5 protein-coding genes are annotated in these 12,663 nt (G+C 65.0%); 1 reads left to right on the top strand and 4 read right to left on the bottom strand.

Going from position 1 to position 12,663, the window contains the following annotated elements:
• Positions 1 to 80: 80 nt before the first annotated feature.
• The 3 genes from PQQ96_RS15345 to recC are packed head-to-tail and all read right to left on the bottom strand — an operon-like array spanning position 81 to position 9,351.
• Positions 81 to 2,276, bottom strand: a complete 2,196-nt coding sequence (locus PQQ96_RS15345; protein WP_408293117.1) for an AAA family ATPase — start codon at positions 2,274 to 2,276, stop codon at positions 81 to 83.
• Positions 2,273 to 5,965, bottom strand: a complete 3,693-nt coding sequence (gene recB / locus PQQ96_RS15350) for an exodeoxyribonuclease V subunit beta (protein WP_408293120.1) — start codon at positions 5,963 to 5,965, stop codon at positions 2,273 to 2,275. The genes PQQ96_RS15345 and recB overlap by 4 nt, the downstream gene beginning before the upstream one ends.
• A complete protein-coding gene (gene recC / locus PQQ96_RS15355; RefSeq protein WP_408293123.1) occupies positions 5,962 to 9,351 on the bottom strand; it encodes an exodeoxyribonuclease V subunit gamma in 3,390 nt (1,129 codons plus the stop codon). The genes recB and recC overlap by 4 nt, the downstream gene beginning before the upstream one ends.
• Positions 9,352 to 9,568: 217 nt before the next feature.
• On the opposite strand from recC, the gene PQQ96_RS15360 reads away from it, so the two are divergent.
• Positions 9,569 to 12,085: an FUSC family protein gene (locus PQQ96_RS15360; protein WP_408293132.1), complete on the top strand. Its 2,517-nt coding sequence runs from the start codon at positions 9,569 to 9,571 to the stop codon at positions 12,083 to 12,085.
• A 15-nt stretch (positions 12,086 to 12,100) separates the two neighbouring features.
• On the opposite strand, the gene PQQ96_RS15365 is transcribed toward PQQ96_RS15360, so the two are convergent.
• Entirely contained in the window at positions 12,101 to 12,316 is a 216-nt protein-coding gene (locus PQQ96_RS15365) for a hypothetical protein (protein ID WP_408293126.1), read from the bottom strand.
• Positions 12,317 to 12,663: the final 347 nt, after the last annotated feature.

Genomic DNA, 12,663 nt, shown 5'->3' on the forward strand with positions numbered 1-12,663 from the left:
GTAATCTGCTCGAGTTGCCCGGAGCGCCTGAGCCCCTTAAGCAGACCACGAACGACTATGCTCGTTGCCCGCGCGCCATGCTACCGGTCGACGCGCCACGCCTCCGCAATTCGAGCGGCGAGGCCCGAGTCGCGCTGTGTCGGCGTCGCGATGGCCTGCGCCAGCACCGCGCGCGCGCCAATCACTTCCACCCGCTCGCGCGCGCGGGTAATTGCCGTGTACACGAGTTCGCGCGACAACACGCGGCTGAACACCGACGGCAGCATCAACACCGCATGCTGGAACTCCGAGCCTTGCGACTTATGAACCGTGAGCGCGAATGCCGTATCGTGCGGCGGTAACGCTGCAGGCGATACGGCTCGCAGCGCGCCATCACCCGTGCGGAAATACACGCGCAACGCGCCACCCGCTCCAGGAAGCGCAATGCCGATGTCGCCATTGAACAGACCAAGCGCGTAATCGTTGCGCGTGACCATGACGGGGCGTCCGGCGAACCACTGCGCGCCGACAGCCTGCGTCACGCCCGCCGAGCGCCGCACCTGCGCGGCCATCGCGGCATTCACCTGATCGACGCCGCGTGGCCCCGAACGCGTCGCACACAGAATTCGAAAACGGTTGAGCGCATCGAAGAGCGGCAATGGATCCGGCGTCTCGGCGGCTAGCGCTTGCGCAAGCGCATCCGCGTACGGTGCAAAACCTGCGGCGAGCCGCACGATGGTGCGATCGGCAAGCGTCGCATGGGTGTCTTCGTGCAGCGCCGCTGCGCAGGGTTCCGCGGGGTCGATGCGCAGAACTTCGAGTGCCGCGCCGGCTGCGCCGTTGCGAATCGCGAGCGACAGGCGGCCGATCGGCGATTCGAGGCCAAATCGATAGTTACGCTCGAGCCAGACGACGCAGTCGGCGAGCGGGTTGTGAGCCGGCGAAGGCGATGCGGAGCCGAACAGGTCGTCAGGCGGCGTATCGAAATCGTCCGGCGCACCCGCATGTGTAAAGAAATCGTCAGGCCCCTGGTCGTCGTCGCTCGATGCGTCAGGCAATGCTTGCGACAAGCGCGCCGCTTCAATGCCAAGCGCCTCAGCGATCCGCTGCAATCCGTCTTGCGTAAAAGCAGGCCGCGCGCTGAGTTCGGCGAACACCGCACCCGCCTCGACGGCAGCGAGTTGGTCCTTGTCGCCCAGCATCACGAGTCGCGTGTGCGGCGCAATGGCATCGAGCAGATGTGCCGCCATCGCAACGTCAATCATCGACGCCTCGTCGATCACGACGACGTCATAAGGCAGCGGATTGTCGCGATGATGCCGGAAGCGCCCGCCCGGCCCGGAACCGAGCAGCCGATGCAAGGTGTACGACGTCTGCGGCAAGCGCGCGGCGAGTTCGGGAGGTAAATCGCCGGCACGGGCGAGCAAGGCTTCCTGCATCCGCTGCGCGGCTTTGCCGGTCGGCGCCGCGAGCGCAATTCGCAGATCGGCCCGCGCATCGAGCAAGCAGGCGAGCACACCGACCACCGTCGTCGTCTTGCCGGTACCCGGTCCGCCGCTGACGATGGTCAACCGCCCGGACAGCGCCATGACGGCCGCGACACGTTGCCAGTCGACCTCGTCGTCCTGCGGCGGCCCGAAGTAGCGCAGCAGACGCGCGTGCAGCGTTTGGGCGGTGGTGACCGCGTTTGCTCCAGCACCGACATCCGCACCGACACGTGAAGCTGTACTGGCGTTGGCATTGCCACCTTCGCCGGCATCCATCTGCGTGTTTGGAGTTCCATCTGCACCGGAGTTCATACTCGCACGGGCATTGGCATCGGACGCAGCCCGCGTGTGCTCGCGAGCCCTCGCATCCTCCGCCTGCCCTCCGACCGCATGCATTACCAGCGAGCGCGCGAGACGCCGCTCGTAATCGTAGTAGCGCGCCAGATACAGCCGCCCTTGCGCATCGATCACCAGCGGCCGCAACGCTGCCGCGCTCGGCGAACCGTCGCTGGCCATACCACTTGCGAACAGCGCCGCGCGCACTTCCGCGCTCGACGCATCGAAGCGTCGCGCCAGCACGGCAAGCGGCAGGCATACGTGCCCTTCGGTAGTCGCGCGGCTCGTGGCAAAGGCCGCTCGTGCCGCCCACTTCACCGCCTCGCCCGACGCACCGCCGCGCCGCGCCAGCGTGCCGATACGACGCGCGAACCCTTCGGCAAGCGCAGTGCTGAAATCGGCCGGCGCAGGTAAATTCACCCCGATGTCATCGAGCTCCGGCGGCGCGGAAGCGTTCCGCTCGAACGTGCTCATGCGACACCTCCGATCATCGCCGCGTCGAGCAGCGCCACCAGTTCGAATGCGGGCCGCCGCATGTGCACACCCGCCGCCCCGTCGGCATCGCGCCACTGCGGACGAACGCCGCGCACGAACAGATAGAGATAGCCGCCGATGTGCGTGTCGTACGCATAATCGCGCACCCGCGTTTTCAGATAGCGATGCAGCGCCACCGTATAGAGCAGCGCCTGCAGGTGATAGGCGTGGCTCGCCATGGCCGCTTCGAGCGGCGCCGCGGCGTAGTCGGCGGCGGTGTCGCCCAGATGGTTCGACTTCCAGTCGACGATCCAGAAACGTCCGTCGTGCTCGACGATCATGTCGATGAATCCTTTGACGAAACCGCGCAACACGCCGGGTTCCAGCGCGACGTCGGGATAGCCGTGTTCGATCAGCAGCTCGCGCAAGGCCGGAAAATCGAGCGAAGGCGCGGCAAACAGAAATTCGAGTTCGTTCAGGCGCCGCCGCGGATTCAGTCCGGCGAGCGCCATGCCGGGTACAAGCTCGGTGGTCACGACGTCCGCAATCAGGTTATGCATCATGGAGGGCAAACGTGCCGCGAGTTCGGGCACAGCCGGCGCCGGACGCTCGCGCAACGCGCCCCGGATAGCATCCAGCCAGGTATCCGGATCGGTGAAATCCGCGAGTTCGAACATGCGATGCAGACACTCGCCCGCTGCCGCGCCGCGAGGAAAGGCAAGAATGTCGTCCTCAGCGTAGGACGGTGCTTGCGGCACCGGCAACGGCGTAGGCGCGAGCGCGTCGGCGATCTCATCGTGATCGGGGCGCACGTCTTCCAACGGCGTATGCGCTTCCTCGGCCTTGCTGCCGGCGGCGATCAGGCCGCTGAAGCTCGCCATGCGCCATTGATCGCGCAACGGCCGCCGACTGGCGCGCGCCTGCATCCGCGCGCCGCTGTCCTGGAGGCTTTCCAGCGGCACGCGGCGCTCCACCTTCGGCAACGCCTGCAACGTGATCGGGCCGCCTGCTAGCGCCTGCCAGCACGAGGACAAGGCGGCCTCGTCGGGCGGATCGGTGAGCCAATCGTCAAAGGTATGACCGCTACCGCCCACCAGCCAGTTCAGCACACTGCGGCGCGACTCCTTGGTGGAACGCGACGAAAGATAAGTCCCGGCAACCAGATAGCAGCGATACACCGCGCGCGTCAGCGCCACATAGACGAGACGTGCCCGCTCTGCCGCCTGTTCGCGCGCCGCGTCACGCGATGCGCGTTCGGCCTCTTCGTCATCGCAACCGTAGTGCAGCACCGCGCCGCCCGCTTCATCGTGATACTCGCGCGCATCGGGCAAGCCGGAGGATGGCGGCTCGCGCAGCGCACCGTCGTTCAGAAACGGACAGAACACGACCGCATATTCCAGCCCCTTCGATTTGTGGACGGTGACGATCTGCACGAGGTTGCGATCCGACTCGAGCCGCAACTGCGCGTCTTCGCCGCCACCTTGCGTGCGTTGCGCGGCGAGCCAGCGCAACGTCGGCGCGATGCCGGGTTGCGTGGCGGCACGCGCCTGCACGAGTTCGGCCAGATGATTCACGTTCGTCAGACGGCGCTCGCCGTCCGGCCCAGCCACCAACCGTTGTGCAACTCGCAGCTCGCGCATCAGTGTGCGCCACATCAAGGCGAAACCGCGCTCGTGCCATAGCGTGCGATAACGCGAGAAACGTTCGACCCACCCCATCGCGTCCGCGGCATGCGCGGGATCGCCGGCGGGCGCCGGGGCATCGGCGACCTGCTCGAGGCGCCACAGCGCGGCGGCGTCGAGGCCGAGCCAATCGGTGGCGAGCGCCGCGCGCAAACGGCGCAGGTCGCCGGGCGTATCGACCGCAGCCAGCACGCGTTCGATCTGCTCGGCGTCGAGCGTCGCGAACACCGAGGCCTGCGCCAGTTCCACGCTGCCGACGCCCCACGACGCCAGCACACGCTTGATCAGACTGCCCTGCTTATGCGTTTGCACGAGCACCGCGATATTGCCCGGCGCGAGCGGCGCATCGCCGATCGTCACCGACCCTTCGCGCGCGCCGCGCAGGAGCCGTACGATCTCGGCGGCGCAGGCTTCGCTCGCCGCGCGCTGCGCTTCGCGTTTGGTCAACGCGGCGTCGCCTTGCGGCAGGGTCCAGATGCGGAAGTCACCCGCGCTCGCGTCGGGTTCGGAGAACGGCGGACGACGCCGCTCGCCAGCCCGCACCGGCTGATAGTCGAGACCGTCGAGCACGAACGCCTGTGGGTTGGCTTCGAACAGCCGGTTGCAGGCCTCGACGATCGGCGCGGTCGAGCGCTGATTGACCGCGAGCGTGTAACACGCCGAAGCCGCCGCGCGCGCCGCCAGATACGTATGCAGATCCGCCGCGCGGAAACTGTAAATCGCCTGCTTCGGATCGCCGACCAGAAACAGCGGACCAGCCGGCGCGAAGATGCGGCTGAAGATCGCGAACTGCAACGGATCGGTATCCTGAAACTCGTCGATCAGCGCGGCGGGATAACGGGTACGCAAAGCATCGGCAAGCCAGGGGTTGGCCGCGAGCGCGCGATACAGGTTGGACAGCAGATCGTCGAACGACACCACCCTGCGCGTGCGTTTGCGCGCCACCAGTTCGGCGGGCGCGTAGTCGAGCCAGGTTTCTACGAGCGAGAGCCAGCGCGCGCGTTGCGCGGCTTCGGCCGCGATCACGGCTGCAGCCAACGCTTCAGCGTGCTCGAAGAACAGATGCTCGGGCGGTTCGAATTTGACCTTGGTGGCCTTCTTCAACGCCGAAGCCGTCAACTTCAACGCAGCCCTGGGCGGTGGCGCATGGCAATCGCCCTTGGCAAAGTACTCGGTCCACGCGGCGATCGCGGCGCTCACGAGCTCAGGTTTGTGCGAGGTCTTGCTCAAGCGGTCTTGCGCGCCTCCGAGCAGACTGACGATCGCGTCGCGCTCCGCCTGCCAGACTGCGCAGGCAGCATCGAAACCCGCCTGCGGATCGGCATCGTCTCCCCTAGCATCGACCTTGCCCCAGCGCAACTGCGCCAACGGCTTCTTCAGCCGCCGCGCGAGTTGCTCATCGAGCGATGCGGGACCGGCGCGTTTGGCCACCAGCCATGCAGCGAAAGCAGGATATGCATAGGCCTCCGGCTCCACCTGCTCGCGCCAGAAATCGGCCGCCATTTCGAAACGCAACGCAGCGTCGTCGGCTTCCATTTCGAACGCGAATGGCATCGCCGCGGCGAACGGCGCCTCCTGCAAAGCACGCTGACAGAATGCGTGGATGGTGTGAATCGCGGCCTGGTCGAACGTACGCAGCGCTCGGCGTACGACTTTCAACGCGGTCTCGCGATCGATGCCGCGCTCCGGCGCGAGGGTCGTTTCAAAGAGACGCTGGATGAACGGATCGCCGCCGCCGTCGTCCGTATCGATAGCCCGATCCAGTTCCGCAAGCCGCCCGCGAATCCGCTCGTGCAACTCCGCGGTCGCCGCCTTCGTAAAGGTCACGACAAGAATCTGATCGGCGTTCAGGTTCTTTTCGAGCAGCAGCCGCACGTACAACGCACAGATGTTCCAGGTCTTGCCGGTTCCCGCTGATGCCTCGATCTGATTGACGCCATCGAGCGAACAGGCGAAGACGTCGAGCTCTTCCGCGACCAGCGCGTGATGGTGAACGGCGCCGCTCATGACGCGCTCCGCAGATGCTGCACAAGCGGTTTGAAGACGATCGAGGCGAGACTGCCGAACGGTTCGTCGAGCGTAAGCGGCGTGCCGCGCAGCGCGATGCGTAAAGCAGGGTCGTCGGATTCGCCGCGCACACGGTCATTGATCCATAGGCCCTGCGCCGCGGAATCACTCTCGCTAACCTTCGCCCACGCGCTCTTCGGGAAAAAGCGCAGCGGCAGCATGCGCCCTGCTCTGAACAACGCGGCAAGCTGCGCCAGTTCATCGAGTGGCGCGGCGACCGGCGTGAGCTCAAAGCTCTCGCCGCTGCCATGCCAAACCGTGCGGCGCGGGCCGTTCGGCTGCGCCGCGCAATAGACCAGATGCGCAAGCCACGCCGACAGATAGTCACGTGCAGTAGGTTTGGCGTAGCGGAAAATCACCTGTCCTATTTCGGTCAGCAAATTCAAGGTGCCGTGCAATTGCAGCGGTGCTTCGGCCGCTTTGCGGAGCGCTGCGTCGTGAGTGCCGAAGAGCGTATCGGCGATGTCGGCACGATCGGGCCAGCGCGGCACGATATCGAGCACGAACGGCAAACGCTCGACACCTGAAGCGACTTCGCGGCGCACGCTATCGGCGAGTTGGCGCAGCGCGCCGAGTTCGCGCGAGCGCCATACCGCGCCGGTCGCACCGCCCGGCAACTCGGGACTGGCCGCGGCGACGCGGCGCACGCGGTCGAACATGCTGTCGTCGTCTTCGGTATCGCTGTTCAACAGGACCGGCAGAAGCCGTTCCGCCAAGGCATCGCGGCCGGCCCAGTCAAGTTCGAACGGCTCGGTGTCGAGCAATTCGCCCTGCGCATCCGACAACACGATACCCAACCGGTCGCGCAACAACGCACGCGCCGGATGACGCCAGAAGCGCACGAATTCGTCGAAGCCAACGGACGCTGTCTCCTCGGCGGGCAACGGTTGATCGAAGAACGGCGCGGCAGCCGGATGCTGCGGCGCGGCCAGCAAACTCGCCAGTTCCGCGCGATCCATGTCGTAAGTGAAGAGGCCGCATCGCGATGAGAAATAGTCCGACGCGAACGCCTGCAGCGGATGATCGATGATGAACGCATGCCGCGCGGCTTCGATTTCCGCGGGACTCGCCCCTTCTCCCGCCGACACTTGCGCGAGGTAATCGAGCAATTCGTCGACCAGCGCAGCCGGCGGCAACGGCGCATTGTCGCGAATGCTGCGGCCCGTATAGGCGATAAACAGCCGGTCGCGCGCGGCCAGCAGCAAATCGAGGAACAGATTGCGCTCATCGTCGCGGCGTTGCCGGTCCCCTGCTTTACCGAACGCGGCCATCAGGTCGAATTCATCGGCGCGGGCGAGACTCGGTAGCACGCCGTCGTCCATGCCGAGCAGGCAAACGATGCGATACGGCAATCCGCGCAAGCTGGTCAGCGACGAAAACGTCACGCTACCCCAAGGCACGCCGCCGCGCGCCGGGTCATCGAGCGCCTCGGTGAGTGCGCCGCGCACCACGGCGGCCGGCAATACGACGTCCTGCGCACCCGCTTGCATCGCGTCACCCATCTTGTCGATGGCGTCGCGCACCGTCGCCAGCGAATCGGCAAACTCGACCCCGCCGTCGAAACACTGCGCGAGCGTCTCGAGCAGCAGTTGTGTCCATTCGGCAGGGGTCTGTTCGACCGCGCAGCGCTCAGCAAAGGTTTCGATATCGTCGACGAAACGTGAGAGGCGGCCGAGAAGCTCAGCATCCGACCCATCAGCGCCTTCAACGGGCAGCCACGCATCGACTGGCTCGCCGCCATCCGGCATCGCGTAGCCGAGGTAGAGACGGGTCAGCGCGTCGGCAAAGGTATGACGCGCAACAGGCACGTGTTCGCCCGTCGGTTCGATGGGCACCAGCCCTCGACGCGCACCGGCAGCCGCGAGCCATTCCTGCGCGGCTTCGAGCGCACTGGCATCGATCCCGTAACGCGCGGCGATCGCATCGACTCGCAGCCACTCGATCAGATCCGGCGCGCCCACGCTGCGCTCAGGCAAGGCCAGCCAATCCAGCAGCAAACGCGCCACCGGATTAGCCTGCGAGGGCGGCAAGCCGGTGATCCGATACGGAATGCGGCGCGTATCGCCCAGGGGGGCGGTGCCGAATACCGCATCGATCAATGGCCCGGCGGTCGCGAGATCGGACACAGCAACCAGCACGTCGGACGGCTGCAGATCGTCGAACTCATCGAACCAGCCGAGCAGGCGGTCATGCAGCACTTCGAGCTGCCGTGACAGGCTGTGACACACATGGACTTCAATACCGTTCTCGATCGGCAAATCGTCGGTGTCCGCGTCTGTTCCCGCTTCCGCCCGCAGATCGAGGATGCCGTTCTGCACGGCGGCCAGCCAGCTCGGTTCCGGATTCTCGGTGAAGTCGCCCGTCTCGCCGGATGCGGCGCTCTCGGTCAGCTCATGCAGCATGTGCAGTTGCGCCTGGGTCTGGCGGCCCCACTCGGCCAGAAGCGGATGGCCCACTTCCTGATAGTCGAGGTGGCCGGCGGCGTCGAGCGCCTCGACCCGGCCCGCACTGACCACGTCGAACCAGAATTCGCGGCACGGGTTCATCACGTACAGACGCACGTCGACCCAGCGCGACAGCGCGCGCAGCAACGCGACGTGCAGCGGCGGCATGGTCGGCAGCGCGAACACGCTGACTGCTTCGGGCCACTGCGCGTTCGAGATGGCTTCCAGATCGAGCGTGCCGATTTCTTCGAGAAAGCGATAAGCAGGCGGCAGGGCTGTCGCGGGTGTTTGCGCGTCGCCCGCCACTTCGGCAAGCACGGCGCGCCACAGTGCGGCTTGCCAACGCTCGTCCTCACGCGCCGCCTCGCTTGCGCCGACGAGACGCGGACCGTTGTCGTCCGCTGCGCCGCTCGCGAAGATCGAACCGCCCTTCTGCCATTGCAACAGCCATTCCGGGCGATAGGTCAGATAGTGGTCGAGCACGGTGGCCACGCGGCGCGCCAGTTCGTAGCGCATCGACGCATCCGCCGCATCGAGATAGGTACGCAGACGCGGTGAAGCATTCCAGGGCAGGCCTTCATCCGTCTCCCCCAGCAGCCGGTAGCACCGCCAGACGAGCCGGTCCGGCGCAAATGGGGAATGCTTCGGCACTTCGATCACGCCGCCGATTTGCGCCCACAGCCACTGCGCAAGATAACCAAAGTTAACATTCGCGCAGATGCCCTGGCGCGCGGCGATGTCGAGCTCGAGCCGGCGTCGCACCGCCGCGCTCGGGACGATCACGGGCTGCGCGGTCCAGGGGTCGGACGGCGCTTCTGCCAGGTCGTCGAGCAGCGCGCCGACAAGGGTTTCGTAGCGGTTCGAGTAGAAGAGTTGGAGCATGGATCCCGGAGAAACAGGCGACGCGAGCGGAACGACCGGGCCGCGACAGACATTGAAGCGACAGCATAACAAACGCGCTCCCAGGGCAGAACCTGGCCGAACGGACGAGGTCAGATCAGGCACAAAATCAGTTAGACTCGACGGCAGTTTGGGTCTGCCCCCGGGGTTGGCCCCTTCAACCGCGTTTTCTCAGTGAATGGAAGAATCCAGGCAGTCGATGCGCTATTCGGTTGAAATAAAAAAATTCCTCTACAGCCAGTACTTTTATGGCGGCCTGCGCATCGCAGTCGGCGTGTCGTTACCGGCCATATTGTGTCTGATCGTATTTCACGATCGCGACCTCGGCTTCACGATCGCGACCGGCGCACTCGGCGCATGTGTGGTCGATATGCCGGGTCCGCTCAAGTACAAGCACAATGAGATGCTGGCGTGCACGGTGATCGGCTTTCTGTCCGCGCTCGCCACCGGTCTCGCCACGGTCAACCCAGTGGCGCTGTGGTGCACGGTCGTGCCGCTCACCTTCGTGCTCTCACTGATCGTCGTGTATGGCAACCGCTGGCCGCAGATCAGCTTCGCCACGCTGTTCATGATGATCATGACGCTGGAAGAGCATTTCACGCCGATGCAGGCACTCGTCAATGCGTCGTGGATTCTGGTAGGCGGCCTCTGGTACACCTACTGGTCGACCTTCGTGAGCCGCTGGATGATGCACCGCATCGAACAGCAGGCGCTCGCCGAAAGCGTGTTCGCGTGCGCGGACTATCTGCTCGCGCGCGCCGCCTTTTATGATCTCGATAACGATCTCGACGAGTGCTATCGCAACCTGGTCGACAAGCAGATCGCCGCGGTCGATCGTCAGGATGCCGCGCGCGACATCGTGCTGCGCAATCTGCCGAAACTGAAGAGCGGCCGGCTCGAACCGCGCCGGGCGATGCTATTCAATCTGTTCATCAATACCGTCGACCTGCACGAACTGTTTGTCGGCACGCATGTCGATTACTCGCTGGTGCGCAGCACCTTTGGCGGCTCCGACCTGCTGGTGTTTTACCGCGATCTGATTCGCAAATCCGCAGCCGATCTCGAAGAGATCGGACTCGCGGTGTTGCAAAACCAGCCGCCGCGCACGCACGTGAATGTAAAAGCCGAATTGCGCGCCATCGAGTTCGAGATTGACCTGATGCGCAAGCAGGACCTGCCAGCCAGGAGCCCTGAGGCTTATTCGGCCGTGTCGTCCACCTTCCGGCGTATCTGGAGCGCCACGCGCCTGATCGACAAGATGCACCAAAGCCTGTCGAACGATCCGGGCGCGAGCGAGACCGAGACCGAACTGCGCCTCGACAAGGCGCTCTCCCGCTTCGTATCGAGCCGCCGCGTGCCATTCGGGCAGATCTTCTCGAATCTGACCATGGCCTCGCCGAGCTTCCGCCATGCGCTGCGTGTGACGATTGCGGTCGCCGTGGGGTTCTGGCTCGGCCGTTTGCTGCCGCTCACCAACGCATACTGGATCGTGATGACCACCGTCATCATTCTGAAACCTGGCTATTCGCTGACCAAGCAGCGCAACGGACAGCGGATCATCGGCACGCTGATCGGCTGTGCGGCGAGCATCGCGTTGATGATCTTCGTCAAGGAGCCGCATATCCTGCTGGTCGTGATGTTCGCGTCGATGGTGATGAGCTATAGCCTGTTGCTGTTCAATTACACGGCGAGCGTGGTGTTCACGTCCTCGTATGTGCTGCTCATGTTCCATCTGCTCGCGCCAGGCAGCATGCGCATCATCGGCGAACGCGCGATCGACACGGTAGTGGGTTGCGCGATCGCGATTGCGGCGAGCCACCTGTTCCCCTACTGGGAATACCGGTTGATGGGCAAGCTCGTCAACAGCATGATCAATGCAACGCGGCAGTATCTGGAAGCGAGTTGGTGGTGGAGCGGCAAGCCGGCTGCTGCGGTCGTCGCTACGGTGACTGAGGCAGGCGCGTTTGCGCCCGCCGCGGCGATGGCGGATCCGGCGATCGAAGCTGGCAAGCCGTCGCTAGTGATGGCAAACGCCGGAGCGAATGCGAGCGGCAACGCTGCGTCAAAGTCCGGCGCAAGCGCCGGTGCGACTGCTCTTGCAACCGCTGGTACCGGCGCGGGAACAACCGCCGACGCAAGCAGCGCCGGCGCCGCACCATTCAGCAACGCGGCCGCCAAACCGGTCAGCGGTGCGTCCGCTGCCGCCGTGGCCGCTGCGACAGCGCTCGATCGCGATTATCGCTACCGGCTCGCGCGCAAGAATGTCCACGTGGCGTTCGCCAATCTGGGGCAGGCGTTCCAACGCATGATGCTCGAGCCGAAGTCCGCGCAGAAGTTCGTGCCGGAATTGAACGACCTGCTGGTGCGCAGCCACGTGCTCGCCTCACAGATCACGGCGGCCGCGCCGCTCTTGCGCACTTCCGCACAGCAAGCCGACAGCGTCTCGCTACAAGCGTTGCAGCGCGCCCTGAGTGCGGTCCGCGACAATCTGACCGAAGCCGAAGCCGGTAGCGCGCCGCCCGCCGATCAGGGCGAGCAGGTCAAACAATTGGCGCGTGAGTTGGATGCGATGGTGGTCGAGACGGAGAAATCGCCGGACTACTCGGCGGACGCCGTGCACGACATGAAACTGCTCGCCCATCAGTGCAAGCAGATGCTGACGGCGTCGGCGCAGATTCGCAAAGATGCGAGCGTGATTCGCCTGCCGGAAGAGTGAAACGATCCCGTCGTCTTATTGCGCGGCGCCGCTTGCGGGCTTCGCTGCGGCAGCGGTAGCCGCAGCCGCCGCGTCCGATGAAATCGTCGGCGCCGAGGCGTTCTGGCGGTCGAATTCGCGCTTTTCCGTGATGGCGTTATAGAAGAGCGTGGCGATCACCAGCAATACCGCGACCACGATGAAAACAGCAATGCCAAAGGTCGGGTTCTTCTTGCGCGGCGGTTTGTTCATGAGGCGGGCTCGGTTCGCGAGGCAATCGCGGATGGTGTCTGGGAAGGCGGCATTCTACGCCCACTGAGCTTGCACACCGCTTGCAATCAGCACCCCTCTGCGATTGCCGAAGGCCGCGCCGGCAGCGCCGTCGAGTGTCTGGTCGGCTCGATCTCATCAAAACGCCCTTTCGGATCAATTACCTGGGCTTGTGACTCGCGCATGGCACCGTCCTTCCCCGCCGCGGCATGAACCGTTCGGCGGCAATCGGCCAGCATTGGCCGATCGGTTTTCGTCGGAGCGATCATTCGGTGTTACCCGAGTTGACGCAGAAGGTCGCTCGATGCCATATCTTCGGACGGCGGATA

The sequence above is a fragment of the Paraburkholderia sediminicola genome (genome assembly GCF_046027825.1).
GTDB classification, from domain to species: domain Bacteria; phylum Pseudomonadota; class Gammaproteobacteria; order Burkholderiales; family Burkholderiaceae; genus Paraburkholderia; species Paraburkholderia sediminicola_D.